The sequence below is a fragment of the Longispora urticae genome (genome assembly GCF_053902585.1).
In genome coordinates, this window is the sequence record NZ_JAQZSH010000035.1 from 535038 (window position 1) to 552893 (window position 17856).

General features: G+C 70.7%; 16 protein-coding genes and 1 pseudogene. 11 read left to right on the forward strand and 6 right to left on the reverse strand.

Going from position 1 to position 17856, the window contains the following annotated elements:
• The first annotated feature begins 16 nt into the window (after positions 1-16).
• The 6 genes and pseudogenes from PT931_RS25230 to PT931_RS25255 form a co-directional block, all read left to right on the forward strand.
• Positions 17-715: a LysR family substrate-binding domain-containing protein gene (locus tag PT931_RS25230; protein ID WP_456248150.1), complete on the forward strand. Its 699-nt coding sequence runs from the start codon at positions 17-19 to the stop codon at positions 713-715.
• Positions 716-875: 160 nt separating this feature from the next.
• Positions 876-1454: a hypothetical protein gene (locus tag PT931_RS25235; RefSeq protein WP_456248151.1), complete on the forward strand. Its 579-nt coding sequence runs from the start codon at positions 876-878 to the stop codon at positions 1452-1454.
• A gap of 203 nt (positions 1455-1657) precedes the next feature.
• Positions 1658-3382, forward strand: coding sequence for a hypothetical protein (locus PT931_RS25240; RefSeq protein WP_456248152.1), 1725 nt, complete (start codon positions 1658-1660; stop codon positions 3380-3382).
• Positions 3379-4284, forward strand: coding sequence for a 5'-methylthioadenosine/S-adenosylhomocysteine nucleosidase family protein (locus PT931_RS25245; protein ID WP_456248153.1), 906 nt, complete (start codon positions 3379-3381; stop codon positions 4282-4284). Before PT931_RS25240 ends, PT931_RS25245 begins: the two co-directional genes overlap by 4 nt.
• Positions 4285-4488: 204 nt before the next feature.
• On the forward strand, positions 4489-5319 hold the full coding sequence (locus PT931_RS25250) for an SDR family oxidoreductase (RefSeq protein ID WP_456248154.1): 831 nt from the start codon (positions 4489-4491) through the stop codon (positions 5317-5319).
• Positions 5320-5488: 169 nt separating this feature from the next.
• Positions 5489-5734 (forward strand): annotated as a pseudogene (locus tag PT931_RS25255) (helix-turn-helix domain-containing protein); the annotation flags it as partial.
• Between the two features lie 134 nt (positions 5735-5868).
• On the opposite strand, the gene PT931_RS25260 reads toward PT931_RS25255, so the two are convergent.
• Positions 5869-6492 carry a ClpP family protease gene (locus tag PT931_RS25260; protein WP_456248155.1) on the reverse strand — a complete coding sequence of 208 codons (624 nt, stop codon included), beginning with the start codon at positions 6490-6492 and terminating at the stop codon, positions 5869-5871.
• A gap of 4 nt (positions 6493-6496) precedes the next feature.
• Complete coding sequence (locus tag PT931_RS25265; RefSeq protein ID WP_456248156.1) at positions 6497-7093, reverse strand: ClpP family protease; 597 nt, start codon at positions 7091-7093, stop codon at positions 6497-6499.
• Between the two features lie 242 nt (positions 7094-7335).
• Here PT931_RS25265 and PT931_RS25270 point away from each other — a divergent pair, with 242 nt between their 5' ends.
• Together PT931_RS25270 and PT931_RS25275 are read left to right on the forward strand one after the other, a co-directional pair.
• Positions 7336-8280 carry a hypothetical protein gene (locus PT931_RS25270; protein ID WP_456248157.1) on the forward strand — a complete coding sequence of 315 codons (945 nt, stop codon included), beginning with the start codon at positions 7336-7338 and terminating at the stop codon, positions 8278-8280.
• A 2-nt stretch (positions 8281-8282) separates the two neighbouring features.
• Complete coding sequence (locus PT931_RS25275; RefSeq protein WP_456248158.1) at positions 8283-9950, forward strand: insulinase family protein; 1668 nt, start codon at positions 8283-8285, stop codon at positions 9948-9950.
• Positions 9951-10000: 50 nt separating this feature from the next.
• Here the strand turns inward: PT931_RS25275 and argS are convergent, their stop codons facing one another.
• The 3 genes from argS to PT931_RS25290 form a co-directional block, all read right to left on the reverse strand.
• Positions 10001-11740: an arginine--tRNA ligase gene (gene argS, locus PT931_RS25280; RefSeq protein ID WP_456248159.1), complete on the reverse strand. Its 1740-nt coding sequence runs from the start codon at positions 11738-11740 to the stop codon at positions 10001-10003.
• A gap of 125 nt (positions 11741-11865) precedes the next feature.
• Positions 11866-12468, reverse strand: a complete 603-nt coding sequence (locus PT931_RS25285; RefSeq protein WP_456248160.1) for an AAA family ATPase — start codon at positions 12466-12468, stop codon at positions 11866-11868.
• Positions 12469-12845: 377 nt separating this feature from the next.
• On the reverse strand, positions 12846-13523 hold the full coding sequence (locus PT931_RS25290; protein ID WP_456248161.1) for a hypothetical protein: 678 nt from the start codon (positions 13521-13523) through the stop codon (positions 12846-12848).
• Positions 13524-13976: 453 nt separating this feature from the next.
• Between PT931_RS25290 and PT931_RS25295 the strand changes: the two genes are divergently transcribed.
• The 3 genes from PT931_RS25295 (at position 13977) to PT931_RS25305 (ending at position 16132) form a co-directional block, all read left to right on the forward strand.
• Positions 13977-14981, forward strand: a complete 1005-nt coding sequence (locus PT931_RS25295) for a response regulator transcription factor (RefSeq protein ID WP_456248162.1) — start codon at positions 13977-13979, stop codon at positions 14979-14981.
• A gap of 319 nt (positions 14982-15300) precedes the next feature.
• On the forward strand, positions 15301-15513 hold the full coding sequence (locus PT931_RS25300) for a DUF7639 domain-containing protein (protein ID WP_456248163.1): 213 nt from the start codon (positions 15301-15303) through the stop codon (positions 15511-15513).
• Positions 15514-15811: 298 nt separating this feature from the next.
• Positions 15812-16132 (forward strand): hypothetical protein, encoded by a 321-nt coding sequence (locus PT931_RS25305; RefSeq protein ID WP_456248164.1) that lies wholly within the window; start codon positions 15812-15814, stop codon positions 16130-16132.
• A gap of 21 nt (positions 16133-16153) precedes the next feature.
• Here the strand turns inward: PT931_RS25305 and PT931_RS25310 are convergent, their stop codons facing one another.
• On the reverse strand, positions 16154-16897 hold the full coding sequence (locus tag PT931_RS25310; protein ID WP_456248165.1) for a hypothetical protein: 744 nt from the start codon (positions 16895-16897) through the stop codon (positions 16154-16156).
• Positions 16898-17856 lie beyond the last annotated feature (959 nt).

Here is a 17856-nt window from a genome sequence, read left to right on the forward strand (position 1 = left end):
CAGTACCCTGACCAGCATGCCCGCCGCCGAGGATCGCCGTCCCCCGACTTTCCGGTTGCTGATCGTCCCCGGCGTCACGGTGGACAAGTGGAGCCGGGTGTGGTCCGAGCGGCTGCCGCAGGTGGAACTGCGGGTCACGCCGACCGAACACGCCCAGCTCGGGCCGCTGCTGTCGGAGCAGGCGGACGCCGGACTGGTACGACTTCCGGTGGATACAGACACATTCCACGCCATTCCGCTGTACACCGAGGCGACGGTTGTCGTGTTCTCCCGCGATCACCAGCTCGCCGAGGCCGAGGACGAACTCAGCCTCGCCGACCTCGCCGGTCAGACCCTGACCCAGCCCCTGGACGACGTGCTCGACTGGACCGGCGCCTCGGCCGCCCCGGCGACCGAACACCGCCCGGCCACCACCGCGTCCGCGGTCGAGTTCGTGGCCGCGAGCGTCGGCGTCATGCTCGTTCCCCAGTCCCTCGCCCGGCTGCACAACCGGCGCGATCTCGCGTACCGGGTGGTCACCGACGCGCCGCAGTCCTCCGTCGCGCTCGTGTGGCGGCGGGACCGGCAGACCGAACTGGTCGAGGAGATGATCGGCATCGTGCGTGGCCGGACCGCGAACAGCACCCGTGGCCGGGCGCAGGCGCCGGACGCCGAGTCGGCCAAGCGGTCGGGTCACCGGCGTGGCGCTCCGAACCCCCGGCGGGGGAAGCGCTGACGTACCCGTCGAGGGTCTGTGATTTCGCACTGTGGTCCCGGCCGGCCCGGACTGTCCGGGACTGACCCGGACCGTCGGACGCGTTGTGAGCCACCCCTGACCGGCCTTCTGCTGGTGGCACCGGGGCACCCCGCCCCCTGCCACCTCGGAGGAGTCCGCCATGAAACGTCTGTCAGGCCTGTCGCGGTTCGCACAGCTCGCCATCGCCGTCGCCGCGATCGGCGCCCTGGTCGCCGGGGGTTCGCTGGCCGCCAGCGCCGCCGGTGACTCCGTCGCGGGCGAGTCGTCCGCCGCGGTGGCCGCGTGCGTCAAGGACTGGAAGAAGAACCCCGGCCAGACGTCGCAGAAGATGTGCAACCTCCTCAGGTACACCCAGGCGCACGCCAAGTCGGCCGGCTACAGCTTCAGCTACGGCTGCCGGCGGAAGGATCCCGGCAGCGCGCACAACACCGGCGACGCCTGCGACCTGTTCCTCAACAAGACCAACGGCGACAAGCTGGCTGGTTGGCTGCGGACCAACGGCAACAACAAGGGCATGGCCTACGAGATCTGGTACGGGGCGTTCGCGTACGCCGACGGCGGCTGGAACACGAGCCGGGGCGGGGGCGGGTGCGACTACCCGCGGACCAAGCTGGCGGCGCTCCAGAAGCTGAAGAAGACGAACCCGTCGAGGTACAAGAACCAGTGGACGACCTGCCACTACGACCACATCCACGTCTCGGTGGATCCCAACCACTGACCGGACCGGCGCGCCGGGTGACGTCCGAGGGGCCGTCACCCGGCGCGCCGCGCCTCTCCGGACAGGTAAAGGTCAACTTGACACAAACTGCGGCCCAGCTTATCGTCACCCTAACGATAACGAGTCGCCTCGATGCGGCTCCCCGCCATGAGTCCACCCTGGATCATGCAATCGGTGGACAGTCTCCCCCTGGAGCAGTGTCGATGACCGTGCCGTCGTACCCAGAAAACCCCGACCCGCACCGGAACACCTGGCAGCAGTCCCAGCAGACCGCCCCAGGTCCCGCCGGCCCGCCGGCCGGCCAGCACAGCGCCCAGCAGGTAGCCGTCGGGCAGTCCAGCAACGCCGCGACCCGGCACCTGAGCGCCGCGGCCTACCTCGACGACGACTTCTGCCAGCTCAGCCTCGCCGAGATCTACCACCAGCCGCGCAGGCTCGTCGCGCCCTCGCACGGCTTCGACCTCGTGACCGTGCTCCGGCACTGCCTGCACGCCCGCACGGTCACCCTGATCCGCGACGGCGCGCTGGCCGCGCTCCTCATCGGCATGGCCTGCCTGTCGTTCCCCGGACTGCTCAGCCTGGCCACCGCCCTGATCGGCTTCCACCTGGTGGTCGGCATGGTCCGGCTCCAGCGCGAGGCCCTCCGCTCGCTGCGGTCCGGCGGCGGTGTGTCCGCGCTGGTCACGATCGTGCTCCGATCGGTGCAACTGGTGGCGGTGTTCGGCCTCTACCTCCTCGTCAGCCTCATCGCGTTCGCCGCGACCCTCGGCAGCATGTTCGTCGACCCGGGGACCGGGGACTCGGCCGCGCTCCCGGCCGGCCTGTCGATGGTGTCGACGCTGCTGGCCCTGGTGTTCGTCTTCGTGGTCAGCGTCGGGGCCCGGGTCTGGCCGTGGACGATCGTCTCCCAGCTCGGCCCCGGACGGTCCGCCGTCCGGCCGGGCCCGGAGGATCGGCGGCTGCTGGAGATCCGCCGCCAGGAGGCCGGGAACACGACCGTCTACTCAGGATTCCGGCCGTTCATCGGTTCGGGCGAGGAGATCGAGACCACCAGCTTCGCCCAGCGGCTGATCCGGGCCGACCCGAATCCGATCACCCCCACCCCCGAGGCGCACCGCGAGTTCGACGTGGCGCCGTTCCCGGCCCAGGACCTGATCGGGTACGTGCACGACCGGCTCTCCGCATTGCGCTTCGACGCCGAGCCCGAGCGGCGGATCCCCGGGCTGACCGTCGAGCACCGGCTGTTCATGGCCGGTACCGAGATGAGCGCCCTGACCTCCCACCTCGACGCCCAGACCGTCGGAAACGTGATCCGCAACCCCACGGCCCCCGTCCGGCACTACCTGGAGTGCCGGGTGGTGTCCTGGGACGGCGAGCTGGTGACCAACGTGTACGTGCACATCGCCGTGCAGGGCCGCTCGCTGTATGTCGAGCTGTCCTCCTGGGCGCTGGCCCCGTGCCGGGACCTGTACCGCTCGATCGACTACGTCGGCAACTCCGGCGCGATGCCGTACCTGCGGGCGATCGTCTCCGGGTTCGCCGACGCGCCCAGGACCCTGGCACGGGCGGTGCCCAACCTGGTCAAGGCCGGGATCCAGTTGATCGGCGCCTCGGCGGCCGGCGAGCAGACGTCGGGCGGGACGGTGCAGCGCGGCTTCGACTACGGCGCGCGGTGGAGCATGCGGGAGTACGCGACCGACGACGCGGCCAACAACGACTTCCAGCTCCAGGACGTGTCGAAGTACAAGAAGATCGTCGAGCGGCGGGTGGTCGCGGCGGTGCTGGACTTCCTGGAGTCGCGGGACGTGGACACCACCGAGTACCGGCAGCGCGCCCAGGCGATCCTGAACAACGGCGTGCTCATCAACGGGGTGTCCGACAGCAAGATCGGCCCGATCACCAACAACACGTCGGGCAGCCCGTCATGACCGGCCCGGTGCCGGGCGGCGGCAACAACGGAGTGATCATCTCCGGGGTGCACGGCAGCACCATCGGCCCGGTGAGCAACTCCGTCGGATCCACTCTCCCCGACCTCCGGGCCGGCGCCGGGCCACACGCCGCGGAGCGCGCCGACCTGGGCATCCTGACCGTGCTCAGCCAGGAGACGGCGGCCGTGGTCGCGATGCTCCGCCGGGGCGCGGGCTACACCAGCCGGCAACTCCCGGACCGCAGCACCGTGCACGAGGCGTACCTGGGCCCGCCCTCCCGACCGGTGCGCACCGTCGCGATGCAGACCGTGGACCGGGGCCAGCGGTCCATGGCCGTCGCGTACCACCAACTGCGCCGGCACTTCAGCCCGCCGATCGTCGCGCTGATCGGCATCGCCGGCGGGATCAACCCCACCATGCAGGTGGGCGACGTGGTGGTCGCCTCCACGGTGATCCACTACGACGCCCGGAGGGAGACCGACCAGGGGGCGCGGCACCGAGGCAGCAGCGCGACCTCGTCGGCCCGGATCCTCCGTGCGCTGAACGACTTCTTCAGCACCCGGGGCGAGCCCTGCCCGCTGGTCGTGCCGGGCCGGACCGGCCGGCCGTTCCTGGTCCGGCGCGGCCCGATCGGCACCGGCGAGGCGGTGATCACCTACCAGGGTTCGCCGATCCGGGACTACCTCAACACCTTCAACGAGAAGGTGCTGGCCGTGGAGACCGAGGCCGGCGGCCTGACCCAGGCGTTCGCCGAGGAGTACGACTCCCGCTCGGACCTGGACGGCTGGTTGGTGGTGCGCGGCGTCTCCGACAACGCCGACCAGCACAAGGGGTACGCCGACCACGAGCTGGCCGCCGCGCACGCCGCCCGGACGTTCGAGGAGTTGGTGCCGTTCCTGTGAGCCGTCCGGGGCACCCGGTCGCGTCGCCGTCGGGGCGCGACCGGGCCCGGTGCGGGCCACGCCGGGCTCCCAACCCTGGTCGGGCTCGGCCCGCTGCCCGGGGTCACCGTCAGGGACGCCAGCACCGGGCGACGCGCCGATCCGAACTGTCGGCCAACCGCCAGTTGACTGGACACAGTGGTCGGACGTCTCCACCCTGGCACGATGACTGAACGACGTTGGCTGGTAACCGGTTGCTCCAGCGGTCTGGGTCGGGCGCTCGCCCAACGCCTCGCCGACACCGGCACCCGGGCCGTGATCACCGCCCGGGACGAGTCCTCCCTCACCGACCTCGCCGCTGCGGGCCCGCACATCGTGACCGCCGCCCTCGACGTCACCGACCCCGCGCAGTGCACCGCCGCCGTCGAGCTGGCCGTCGAACGGTTCGGCGGCCTGGACGTGCTGGTCAACAATGCCGGCTACGGCCAGTTCGGGGTGGTCGAGGAGGTCACCGACTCCGAACTGCACGCCCAACTCGACGCGAACCTCTACGGACCCTGGCGACTGGTACGCGCCGCGCTGCCGTACTGGCGGGCCGCCGGGCGCGGGCACGCCATCTTCGCCTCCTCGGTGTCCGGCATGTTCGCCCTCCCCGGCCTGTCGGCGTACACGGCCAGCAAGCACGCGTTGGAGGGACTCGCCGAGTCGGTGCACATGGAGGCCGGCCACCTGGGCGTGAAGGTGAGCATCCTGCAACTCGGCGGCTTCAGCACCTCCTACGGCGACAAGGTGCTCCAACCCGACACCCGGATCGAGGCGTACCGGGACGTGGTCGCGCCCGTGGACACCGGCCTGCGGGGCATGCGCGACAACACCGACATCGCCCGGCCCGACACCTACGCGACGGTCGTCACCGGGCTCGCGGCGATGGCAGAACCGCCGCTGCGGCTCGTCTTCGGTGGCGCCGCGGAGGACATGCTCACCCCGGTGGTGGCGCACCGGCAGACGGCGCTCACCGACTCCAGGGCGATCGTGGAGAAACTGCTCGGCGCCTGAGTACCCGTCTGATGGAGAAGGGTGTTCCCGGAGCTCGCTGGCCGCCTCGGCACTGTGCCGCGCGTCCGCTGCGTCCAGCGGGGTTCGGGACTGCACCCGGGCCCGGAGTCTTCTCTGCCCGTAGCGAACTCGGGTGTCGGGGCGGAGCCCACCTCGATATAAAGGTCTCATGCTGAATCCGGCGGACGGTGCCCACGCCCAGGCGACCCCGCGTCGCGTGCTGCTGCGCTCCGCGCTGGGCGACACCCTGCGGCGCTTGCGCCTCGAACAGGGGCGCACCCTGGCCGAGGTCGCGCTCCGGGCCCGGGTCTCCATGCCCTACCTGTCGGAGCTGGAACGCGGCCTGAAGGAGGCCTCCTCGGAGGTGCTCGCGGCCCTGTGCGCCGCGCTCGGCATCGAGCTGTCGGAGCTGCTCGTCGCCGTCGCCTTCCAGATCTCGGCGAAGAACGGCGTGGCCACGGCGATTCCGATCCGCCGGCAGACCTCGGGCCAGTTCGAGGTGGCGACGTCGCCGGTCCGACGGGCCGGCGACGCCTACGCCCTGGCCGCCTAGCCGCCCGGCACCGCTTTCACCGACTCGATGACCTGGTCGGCCAGGCCGTACTCCACCGCCTCGGCCGCACTGAACGTCTTGTGCCGGTCGATGTCATGGTGGATCTTCTGCACCGGATGACCCGTGTGCCGGCTGAGAATGTCATCCATCTCGGCCCGCACCCGCGACACCTCCCGCGCCCGGATCGCCAGGTCCGGCAGCGTCCCCTGGGTCACGTCGAACGAGCCCTCCTCCGTGGAGGGCTGATGCAGCACCACCTTGGCGTGCCGGAGCACCGTCCGCTTCCCGGGCGTGCCCGCCGCCAGCAGCACGGCCGCCGCCGAGGACGCCTGCCCGACGCACAACGTGGCGACGTCCGGCCGGACGTACTGCATCGTGTCGTAGATCGCGGTCAGCGCGCTGTAGGAGCCGCCCCGCGAGTTGATGTAGAACGCGATCTCCAGGTCGGCGCTCTCGGACTGCAGGTGCAGCAACTGCGCGATGATCACGTTGGCGACGTCGTCCGTGATCTCCGTACCCAGGAAGATGATCCGCTCCGACAACAGCCGGGAGTAGATGTCGAAGGCGCGCTCACCACGCGGGGTCCGCTCGATGACCGTCGGAATCGTGTACTGCCCCATCGCCCTACGCCCCCAACCGGTGCTTGACCATGCCCGGACGGATGTCGTCGACGCGCTCGACGACGTGGTCGACCATCCCGTAGTCGAGCGCCTCCTGCGCGCTGAACCAGCGGTCCCGCAGCCCGTCCCGCAGGATCGTCTCGACCGGCTGCCCGGTGTGCCCGGCGGTCAACGTACTCATCACAGTGCTGATCCGTTCCAGCTGGCTGGCGTAGATCTCCACGTCCGCGGCGGTGCCGCCCAGCCCCGCCGACCCCTGGTGCATGAGGATCTGCGCGTTGGGCAGGGCAAACCTCTTTCCCGGGGTACCGGCGCACAGCAGGAACTGCGCCATGCTCCCGGCCAGCCCCATCGCCACGGTGATCACATCATTGGGGATGAGCTGCATCATGTCGTAGACGGCCAGCCCGGCGAGCACCGATCCGCCCCGCGAGTTCAGGTACAGCGCGACGTCACGGCGCGGGTCCTCGGCGGACAGGGCCAGCAGCTGCGCGCAGATCCGGTTGGCGATCTGGTCCTCGACATCGGACCCGAGCACGATGATCCGCTCGTGCAGCAACCTCTTACTGAGGTCGTCATCCAACGTGGCGGTGGTGTCCATGTCCGCACTCCTGTTCCCTCGGCGTGTTCGCCTCCCACGATCTGGCCCGACGGTGCGGCACACCAAGACAATCTGCTGAGAGCGACTTAGCTGAGGGCAGACCGGGCGCCCGCGCGGACTTCACGACGAAGGACGCGTATCCGCCGTGCCGCGCGCCCGCGCATCGCGTCTCATCACTCCGTGTGACGGGGATCTCTTCCGGCGGGCCGGCCCGGTCCGGCGCCGGCCGTTAGGCTGCCGCGGTGTTCACGATGCCCGGCTCGCTCCAGACCAAGCTGACCGACCTGTACCCGGACCTCACCGGTCTGCGCAGGGCGATCCGCTCCGCCGACTGGGCGGCGGTGGCCGGCTACTTCGCGGCGCTGCCCGACCGGGCGGACCGGTCCGTCGCGGTCCGGCTGGTCGCTGAGACGCCCCGCTCGGAGCGGTTCCTGGAGCGGATGCTCGACACGGAGCGTGAATCCTCGCTCGTCAGGACCCTGCTCGGCGCACGGCTGATCGTGTTGGCCTGGCAGGCCCGCAGCGCGGCGCAGTCGCAGTACGTGAGCATGGCCCAGTGGCAGATCTTCCACGACCTGCTCAACCGGGCCGAGCGGGTACTCGCCGACGCGACCGCGCTCGATCCCACCAACGCGGCGGCCTGGACGGAGCGGATCATCGTGGCCCGGGGGCTGAGCCTGCCGAACGCGGAGGCCCGGCGCCGTCACGACCGGGCCGCCGAGTACTGCGACGCGCCGTTCGTCGCGGAATCCCAGCTCGTGCAGAACCTGTGCCCGAAGTGGGGTGGCTCGACGGGTGCGCTGCACGCGTTCACCCAGGAGCGGCTGCGGACGGGCCGGCCGGGCACGCTGGCCGGCGCCGCTGTCGCCCACGCGCACATCGAGCACGCCCTGACCTTCGACTACATCAGCATGATCACCGACCGGCTGGGGGAACGGCAGGTCCGCGACGAGCTGGTGGCCGCCGCCGAGCAGACCGTCCTGCATCCCGAGTTCCGGCCGGTGCACGGCTGGGTGGCCGCCCACTCCGCCTTCGCGTTCGCCTTCTGGCAGGGCGGCTACCGCACCCTGGCCGCCCCCCATTTCGCCGCCCTCGGCCGGCGGGCCACGTCCTTCGGCTGGGACAACCTCGACGACAAGTGGCGCAAGGCGTTCCGCACCGCCAGCCGTACCACCCGGAAGGGATGACCGTGACCGAGATCGACGGCGTGCCGGTCCTGTTCGCCCCGAGCCCCGGTCCGACCCGGGCGGGCCTCGTGTTCCGGGTGGGCCGGGCCGACGAGACCCTCGCCACCGCCGGGATCACCCACCTCGTGGAACACCTCGCCCTGCACCGGCACGGCACCGCCGACTACCACTACAACGGGTCGACGAGCGCCACCACCACCGAGTTCATCAGCCAGGGCACACCCGAGTCGGTGGTGACCTTCCTGGCGGACGTGTGCGCGGGCCTGCGCGACCTGCCGCTGGACCGGATCCCCACCGAGCTGCGCATCATCGAGACCGAGCAGGACGGCGCGACGATGCCCGCCGATCAGCAGCACCCGCTGTGGCGGCACGGCGCCCGCGACTTCGGGCTGGTCAGCTACCCGCAGTGGGGCGTGCGGACCCTCACCGCGGCGCGGGTCACCGCCTGGGCGGCCGAGCGCTTCACCCGGGAGAACGCGGTGCTGTGGATCGCCGGCGAGCGGATCCCCGAGGGGCTGCGGTTGGACCTGCCGTCCGGGCGCCGGTGGCCGTTGCCGACCGCGTCCTCGGCGTTGCCGGTCGTGCCGGCGTACTTCTCGGCGGGCCGGCAGCTCATCGTCCTCGACGCACCGGTGCCCCGAACCGCGCCGTCGACCGTGTACGCCCGGGCCCTGGAACGCGCGCTGTTCCGGGAACTCCGGCAGGCCAAGGGCCTGTCCTACACCGCCGCGACGGCGTACCGCACGGACGGTCGGCCGGAGGCGACCCTGGTCGCGGTCGCCGACGCCCAGCCCGAGCAGGTCGACGCCGCGCTCGCGGGCTTCCTGACCGAGCTGGACCGGCTCGCCGACGCCGACCTCGACCAGGACGAGCTGAACACGATCCGCACCCTCGAGGTGGAGGGGCTCAGTGATCCGGAGGTGGAGGCGCGGCTGCTGCCCCGGCGGGCCACCGATCTCCTGACCGGGTTCCCGAGCCGGAGTACCCCGGAGCTGGTCGCCGGCTTCGAGCACGTGACCGCCGCCGAGGTCCGCGACGTCGCCCGATCGGTGCGCGACACGGCGCTGCTGATGATCCCGGAGACGGTCCGGACGCCACCCGTCGGCTTCGAAGCCGCCCCGAACGCGTCCCGGTTCCGGGTGATCGGCACCCGGTACCGGTCCCGGGCCCAGCACGACGTCGCGCTGATCGTCGCCGAGGACGGGGTCAGCCTCGACACCCCGCACTGCCCGGTCACCGTACTGTTCGCGGACTGCTCCGCCATGCTCCGCTGGCCCGACGGCGCCCGGCGCCTGATCGGCGCGGACGGCATCGGCGCCACGATCGAACCGGGCGTGTACGGCCTGCCCGCCGACGTCCTGGCCCGGATCGACGCCGCGGTGCCCGCCTCCGCGATCGTCGACATGCCCACCCGTGATCCAGCCGACATCCCCAGGGTGTCCAGGCTCCGCAGCCTGCGCCGCCGGCTCAGGGGCGGGCTGCTGCCATGGCGGGCGCGACTGCACCGGTTCAGCGTGTTCCGGGGCGGCCTCGCCGGGATGCTGAAACTGGCCGCGATGGCGGTCATGGCGGTGGTGTTCCTGGCCCTCGCGGTGGCGGAGCACAACGGCATCTACGCGTTCATCGCGGTCTTCTGGACAGCGGGACTCCTCATCCGCGCCCTCCGCTGACGCGGTGGTCACCGGCCCGGGCACCCGGGACGGGGTGCCCGGGCCGGTTCCTACAGCTGCTCGGGGGCGGCGATGCCGAGCAGGTTGAGGCCGAGACGCAGGGTCGCCCTGGTGACCTGGCACAGGACTGTCCGGTTGTCGCGGATCCCGGTGCTGGGGGCCTTGATGACGGGGCAGCTCTCGTGGAAGGCGCTGTAGGTCTGGGCGAGGTCGTAGAGGTACCCGCACAGCCGGTGGGGCTCGGATCCTTGGACCACGGCGGTGACGGCATCGGCGAACCCGTCGAGCTTCAGTACCAGCGCCCGCTCGGCCGGTTCCAGTTCGACGCTGTCGGTGATGCCGGCGGGTGCCGGGGCCTTGGCGAGAATGGAGCTGATCCTGGCGTGGGCGTACTGCAGGTACACGCCGGTGTTGCCCTGCAGACTGAGCATCCGGTCCAGGTCGAACAGATAGTCCCGGGTCCTACTGGTCGACAGGTCGGCGTACTTCACCCCGGCGATGGCCACCTGCCGCGCCCGCTCTGCGAGGGCATCGGCGTCGAGTGCGGGGTTCTTGGCCCGCACGGTGACCCGGGCGCGGTCCACCGCCTCGTCGAGCAGTTCGATCAGCCGGAACGTGTCCCCGTCACGGGTCTTGAACGGCCGGCCGTCGGCGCGCAGGACCGACCCGAAGGAGACGTGCTCGGCGGTGACGTGGGCGGGCAGGTAACCGGCGCGCCGGGCGGTGTCGATGACCATCCGGAAGTGCAGGGCCTGGCGGGAGTCCACGACGTACGACAGCCGGGTGGCACCGAGGTTCTCCACCCGGTCACGGATGGCGGCGAGGTCGGTGGCCGCGTACCCGAATCCGCCGTCGCTCTTGCGGACGATCAGCGGGACCGGACTGCCGTCGGGGCCGACGAGGTCGTCGAAGAACACGCACAGCGCGCCCTCGCTGTGCACTGCGATGCCCCGCCGGTGCAGGTCGTCGGCGATGTCGTGCAGGTGCGGATTGTAGAAACTCTCACCCACCACGTCCGCGTCGGTGAGCAGGACACCGAGCCGGTCGTACACCTCCTGGAAGTAGATTTTCGATTCTCCGACGATGTCGGCCCATGCCTCCAGGGTCGCCGGGTCGCCCGCCTGCAGCGCCACGACCCGGGTGCGGGCCCGGTCGGCGAAGATCGGGTCGGTGGTGAACCGGGCCCGCGCGTCGCGGTAGAGGACGTTGAGCCGGGCGATGGCCTGCGACCCGGACTCGTGAACGGGCACCGCCCAGCGCTCCGGCTGTTCGAGCATCAGTTCCAGGAGCATGCCGAACTGGGTGCCCCAGTCCCCGACATGGTTGCGCCGGACGACCGTGGTGCCGGTGAACTCCAGACACCGGACCAGGGCGTCACCGATCACGGTGCTGCGCAGGTGGCCGACGTGCATGGACTTGGCGACGTTGGGCTGGGAGTAGTCCACCACCGCCGTACCACCCTCGGCGCTGGGCACTCCGAGTCGCGGGTCCCGGGCGAGCACCGACACCCGTTGCCAGAGCGCGCTTCCGGACACCGTCAGGTTCACGAATCCCGGCCCGGACACCTCCGAAGCCTCGATCGACTCCTCTCGGCCGAGGAGGTCGGCGACGGTCGACGCTGCCGTCCGTGGGTCGTGGCCCAGCTTCCGGGCCAGGGCCAGGACACCGTTGACCTGCAGGTCACCGTAGTCGGAACGGCGGATCATCGGGTCGACGAGAGCTGCGTCGACATCCAACGCGCCCGCCACCGCCACCCGGACGTGTTGTTCGATCACCGATAACAGGGACATGGCAGAACTCCTCGCAAGAACACACAGGCGTCAAGACACAGGGGCAGGCAGAGACCGCAGCAGGGCCCGGGGCGATCACGCCCGCGTGACCGGCGCACCCGAGTGCCCGAGAGGGAACGGTGCGGCTAGCCGACAGGCGTGATCGACGGTCGTCGACGGTCGACGAGGGCCGCGACCAGGGCATCGACCTGCCCGGCCAGACCGGGCGCGCCGATCCGGTTGTCGATCTCGCGGTGCGCCACCACCGGCACGGCACCCACTCGCACACCGGCGAGGAACGCGTCCCAGTACTGGAGTTTGCCGGCGTCGCGCTCCAGACCCCGGGCCGTGATCCGCGCCCGCAGGGTGTCCGCGTCCGACCGCACCCAGATCAACTCCACGTGCCCGCCGCCGAGCGCGTCGACGTAGCCGGCCCACACCCCGTGATCGTGGATCTGCTCGGTGAACGGGGCGCACAGCAGCACCGCGCAACCGTGGGCACGAACCTGGGCAGCGGTCTGCGCCAGCCCGCCGTACTCGTGCGGCTTGACGTTGGCGTTGTACCAGGCGCCTTCCCGCTCACCGTGCGGCCGACCCGCGACCGAGAGGGTGGTCGCCACGAACCGGCCGTAGACGGTGTCCTTGTCCAGCAACGCCGGTGGCGGATCCAGACGGGCGAGCAGCAGCTCGGCGAGGGTGCTCTTTCCCGCTCCCGGGGCCCCCGCCACGATGAACGCGGCCGCCTGCACCGCACCAAACTACCAGCCGAGCGGCAGCCGATGAGCGATCGTGGCGGGCGGCGCTGGGGGGCGTTGTGGTTGGTGAGCAGCACCTGGTGGCCGATGTTGGTCAGGTGCGGCCGTTTCGACAGGGTGTCGTGGGCCGGGGGGAATGCGCGGGTGGCCGGTCCGCTCCGAAGCTGGGCTCCTATTCTCCGGAGCCCGGGTCCATCTACTGACTCGAAACAGGAGGCGACAGGGGCGTGTGGATGCACCGGGCCATCCCAACTGTGCGGGAGGTGCCGCGCGCAGAACCGGATTCGGTGGTACCGCTCGGGACCGGCCCCGCGTCGGCGCGCAATCCCCTGCCAAGGAAACCCGCGACCCTCTCCCTCGCTGCAGGCCCCTCAACCCTCCACACACGGGCTCCCGTGACACCGCTCCACCCGGGTACCCGGCGGCAGCACCGCAAGCAGGTGCCGCCGAAGGACCTCCGCCTGACTGTCGTCGCCGAAGCCGACGTAGATCCGTCCGGGACCGGGTCCTGTGAAGACGTTGTCCGCTCCGGCCCCGATCCCGGAGCCGTCCCCCATGAGCAGGGATTTGTACGACAGGTACGGCGTCCCGTCGGGCAGCGTCACGATGTAGGCGTTGCGGGTGTCGAGGAAGGTGGAGTACGTCGTGGGCCCCCACAGGGAGGCGAGCGCGGCGACCATCAGGAGCGGGAGCGCGAGCCGGCAGGCGACGGGCAGCCGCCGGGGCCAGTGGGTCGCGGCCAGCAGCAGGAGCGGTACCCCCAGGAAGGACCAACCGAGGTGCATCCACAGGCCGGGGCACTGGGCGAGGGCGAGCACCCCGGCGACCGACCAGCTGGTGATTTGGAAGGAGGCCTCGCGCCGGCAGAGCAGCGGCAGGGCGGTGAGCACGACCAGGACGGCGTGGATGAGCCAGACCGCGCCCCAGGTGACCTGGGTGGCGTGGTGGGTCAGGTAGACGGTGGCGTACACCGAGGCGGCGACGGTGTTGGCCACGGCGACCGCGACGAGTGCGCGCTGCCAGTGGGCGGTGTGGACGGTCGGGCCCATGAGCACTCCCTTGAACGTGTTCAAGTCACGCTAACACCAGAGTTGAACGCGTTCAAGTTCCTGCCGTCCGGGGTGACGCCGAACCCACCAAGGGACGCCAGGAGGCCTCGACAACGAGGAACACGGCCTCCTCCGAATGCTGCGGACAAGCGCCGGTCGCGGCGTCCATCCCACCGGAGCCACTCAAGGACTGGCCGGCAACGGGGAACCCCAACGGTCAGAACTCGCCCGACGCTGCCGAGGCGGCCCTGCCCGACACCGGCCCGAACGCCCCTGCGGCCACTACCGTCCGAGTGTGCATCTGACCGCTCCCCTCCGATGCCGCCCCCACAGCAGGGCCCTCCTGCACCTTCCCGGAGCCCCGAAAACCGGACAATCCCTAAAATTCGGGGGGTACGATTTTTCAGGCGGCGCGCGGCGCGGATGCCGCTGTGGCGAAGGCTGGGAGCGGTCATGGTGCGGGCGGATCTGCGCGGCGCGGCCACCGAGGCGATGACGATGCCGGAGCTCGGTGAGGCCCTGTCAGGATGTCTGCAGAGTTCCGTGCCGCACGACGGGTACATCCTCGTGGGTCTGGATCCGGTCACCGGGACCGGTTGCCTGTTGACTCGGCGGGACTGCTACACCCCGGGTGCCCGGCTCCGGATCCGCATCGCTGACGCCGACGGCATCGGCCCGCACCGCAGCCCCGGCCCGTTCGGCGGCGGCTCCCCGGTCGAGGTGACCGGGTCGGGCTTCGTGGACGAGCGGCACAGCGACTACCTGCACGGTCTGATGGCGGCGGAGGGCTTCGGCGCCGAGCTGTACCTGACGCTGGCCGAGCGGGGCGTGCCCCGGGGCAGGCTGTTCCTGCTCCGCGAGCGCGGTCGGCGGCCGTTCTCCGCGCAGGAGGCCGAGGTGGCCAGCCGGCTGGCCGGCGAGTTGGCCGCGGCGGTCCGGTGTTTCGTCGCGGGACGCCTGCTCCGCCCGGTCGTGCCCGCCGGGCCGCACGGGGTGGTGCTGGTGGGCGCGGACAACCGGATCGGCGCGGCCACCCCGGCGGGCCGACACTGGCTGGACATCCTGCGACGCGAGACGGCCGTGCGCGGCGACGACGAGGTGTGCACCCTGGTACTGACCGTGGCCCTGCCCGCCCGTCGCCAACCCGCCCTCACCCGGGTGCCGACCTCGCACGGCTGGGTGGCGATGAGCGCGCAGGCGATCGACGGGACGACCGACGTGGCGGTCACGCTCGGCCCCACCTGCGGATCGATGCTGCTACCAGCGCTGGTCGGCTGGTACCGGATCACGGCCCGCGAACAAGCGGTCGTCGAGCAGGCCCTGCTCGGCCTCCCGGTCAAGCAGATCGCCCGCCGGCTCGACCTGTCGCCGTACACGGTGAACGATCATCTCCAGGCCGTCTACCGCAAGACGGGCGTGACCAGCCGCGAGGAACTGGTCACCGCCCTGGCGTCCTAGACCAGGTCCGCCACCGCCGGCCGGTCCCACCATGGCGAGCCACTGGAAGACCTGCTCGCCCAGGTTGTAGGTCCTCACGTCCAGGCAGCCCGCGTCGCGGAACGTCAGGTCACCCCGCAGGTACCGCCGGGCCGGGGTGCGTCGCCCTGGTTTTGTTGGGCACGGCGGGTTTGCCGGCTTCCCGCCCCCTGGTCGGCCGAAGAGAAGGCCGGAGTGGCTCCGCCGGACGGGACTCCGCATCCACATCGCGCGCCGCGAGGCGCGCCTGTGTAGCGAACAATTCGGCAGCCACCTTCTGCTGACCGGGATCAGCCCCGACATGCTCCTCGCCGAGGTCGCCGACGAGATCGACCGGCTCCACGACCAGCCCGACTCCACATGCAGGTGCATGCTCGCGGTCAACGCGTATCTCGCGAACATGACCGAGGACAATCGGCACATCGTCCGCGACCGGTACCTGGACATCCCCGAGCATCTGCGTCACTACACGCTCGGCGACATGGACTACGGGGCCGGCCCCTGCGGATCCTGATCACCGCTCCGAACTCGCCACAGACATCGCCCTCTCCTAGAACCTCGCACCCGCGATCGACACCGCACAGCTGTTCGGCCCTCACCACACGACCACCTCAGGCTCGGGCGGCCACGGTCGGTCATGCTGCGGCTGCCGTCCTTGGCCTGGACGAGGCCGGCGTGGCCGAAGAAGCCGGGCGGCGGCCGCGCCAAAAGTGGTTGCTCGAATCGCGCCGTGTGTGGCCGGAGTGTCAGACCTGCGTGCGAAAGTGCTTCCAGCTCTGACAGCTCACGAAGGCGGAGATGCGATGGGATACGTGGGCCAGGTCTGGCTAGTCATGTCCGACGGGCACCCCGTTGGCGAGATCACTATCGAGGATGCGGAATTTCCCTGGCTCAACGGTCGGTTCGCTCCAGGGCCCGGGTTCGCTGCGGTCAAGCACCTGTTCGATCAGGAGCTTGCACTGGTCGATGACCTCAACACCGATGAGTCCGTCCAGGCGTGGGAGTCGGCCTACGGACAGGTTCGGGCTGCAGTCGAACTCGTCGCCCCTGGTGGGCCGGTGGCTGAGTTCCTGCTGCACATCCAGGACGGTCAGGCGTGGTTCCGCTGGAGTGATGAACCCTTCGACGAGTAGCAAGGCTGTGGGGGACGGCTCTTAGCCAGGTCGCTGCTCGTTGTGTCGCAATACGTGAAGCCTCTCCATCACCGTGGACAGCTGATCGCTGTCCAGGCGTCGGGCGTCCCAGGCCATCCGCGCGACCTCTACAACATCTGAAGACGCCGGCGGGACGTTCTCCGGCAACGCGACGCCGGTCAGCGCCCCCATGTCGCCGGGAGAGTAGTTCAGCAACCGGGAGAACGCGATGACGTACTGGGGCGTCAGCTCGACCCGGCCCTGACCAACCAGGGAGACCGTGGAATCCGAGACGTACGGCCCGCCACCGATGACGCACAACGCCTTCGCGCACCAGGGGCGGATGTTCCGGTTGATCAGCAACCGGACCGCCAGCCCGCCGGGCTCGCAGGCGCGCGCCCGGTCAAAACGCGCCGGTTCCCCAGCGGCCGCAGCCGGCATGGACAAGATGGCTTCGTGCACTCGACGGCGGGCTGGGGGCGTCAGCCGATAGGCACGGAAGATGACGTGCCCGACGTGCCAGGGCGAGGTTTCCGCTGGAGCCAGGTCCCCGGGCGGGTCGAGGCCGGCCATCACGAACAGATCCGCGACATGGAAACCGAGCGCGGGCGCCAAGGCACGCAGTAGGGCGGGTTGTGCCGGACCGCCTGCCAGGACGGCGTCGAGTTCGCCTCCGGGCAGACGCGCCGTACGCGCGACTTGGGCAGGATCCACCGCACGGTGTGTCAGCAGCCGCCCGAGCACGGCACCAAACCTCATCATCATCGACAACACTACGGATCGACCGCTTCCCGACAGGCTGCGGAACGCCCGTCCGAATCGCCTTACCCGCGTACTCACGCTCTGCAAGGGAGCGTGGCTTCACGTCACAATGTCAAGTACAAAAACGTCGTTGCACGCGTGAAAGACCGGACCTTTCGCCTGTGGAAGCTGTAGTCGCAGCAACTGTCTGTAGAGCCCCCTGACGTCGATCCGGCGCAGTGGAGAGTGGTCCGGACCCCGTGAAGAACGGCATGACCGAGGCCATCGTCATCAACGACGTGGGCAAGCTCCGCCGCGCCCCGGCGGTCGCGCTCGCCCGCCCCGACGTCGGCCGGGCACCACTACTTCATCTGGGGGATCACGCCGACCGAGCCGCGCCCTTCCCCACGACGACGAGGTCGGCCAGGAGCTCGCCAGGCATCGGCACTGAGCCGCGGTCGTTGACCTCCACGGTCGCAGCAGACGGATGGGTGTTCGGCCGGTTCGAGCGCAGCGAGCACGGCCGGGCCCGCCGCCCCGCGGCGGGCCATCGGTCCGTAGGACCGATCCTCCCCGGGGCGACCGAAGGGAGCGCGGGGCGAGCTATGGAGAGGAAGCTGAGGGCCGCCAGGCCCGATAAGCGTCCCTCTCCTATAGCTCACTCTCGTCGGTAGTGGCGGCCCCTGGTTCGAGGCGCGGCCGCCGTGGTGCTCGACGCTCGCCAGGGCGGCGGCACCCAGCAGGCCGCGCCGAGCAGTGGGCCGACGCCGCCGACGAGCCGTCCCGGGCGGTGGCGCGGAGTACCGGACCGGCACCCCTCGGGGCGCTCGGGACGGGACTCCCGCCGGCGACCGGGCCCCGGCTCGCCAGGGCCGGCTCCCCCACCGCGAGGACCTGGTCGACGCCAACCCCCGTCAGCGGAAGGGACAACCTGAGGTTGTTGGCCCCGGAATCAGGGGACAACCTCAGGTTGTCCCTCCCGG

Excerpts from the sequence above, each read along its gene's own strand:
- PT931_RS25250 (WP_456248154.1), top strand. The coding sequence starts at position 4,489 with ATGACTGAACGACGTTGGCTGGTAACCGGTTGCTCCAGCGGTCTGGGT.
- PT931_RS25300 (WP_456248163.1), top strand. The coding sequence starts at position 15,301 with ATGCTCCTCGCCGAGGTCGCCGACGAGATCGACCGGCTCCACGACCAG.
- PT931_RS25265 (WP_456248156.1), bottom strand. The coding sequence starts at position 7,093 with ATGGACACCACCGCCACGTTGGATGACGACCTCAGTAAGAGGTTGCTG.
- PT931_RS25290 (WP_456248161.1), bottom strand. The coding sequence starts at position 13,523 with ATGGGCCCGACCGTCCACACCGCCCACTGGCAGCGCGCACTCGTCGCG.
- PT931_RS25230 (WP_456248150.1), top strand. The coding sequence starts at position 17 with ATGCCCGCCGCCGAGGATCGCCGTCCCCCGACTTTCCGGTTGCTGATC.
- PT931_RS25235 (WP_456248151.1), top strand. The coding sequence starts at position 876 with ATGAAACGTCTGTCAGGCCTGTCGCGGTTCGCACAGCTCGCCATCGCC.
- argS (WP_456248159.1), bottom strand. The coding sequence starts at position 11,740 with ATGTCCCTGTTATCGGTGATCGAACAACACGTCCGGGTGGCGGTGGCG.
- PT931_RS25245 (WP_456248153.1), top strand. The coding sequence starts at position 3,379 with ATGACCGGCCCGGTGCCGGGCGGCGGCAACAACGGAGTGATCATCTCC.
- PT931_RS25310 (WP_456248165.1), bottom strand. The coding sequence starts at position 16,897 with ATGATGATGAGGTTTGGTGCCGTGCTCGGGCGGCTGCTGACACACCGT.
- PT931_RS25260 (WP_456248155.1), bottom strand. The coding sequence starts at position 6,492 with ATGGGGCAGTACACGATTCCGACGGTCATCGAGCGGACCCCGCGTGGT.
- PT931_RS25295 (WP_456248162.1), top strand. The coding sequence starts at position 13,977 with ATGGTGCGGGCGGATCTGCGCGGCGCGGCCACCGAGGCGATGACGATG.
- PT931_RS25240 (WP_456248152.1), top strand. The coding sequence starts at position 1,658 with ATGACCGTGCCGTCGTACCCAGAAAACCCCGACCCGCACCGGAACACC.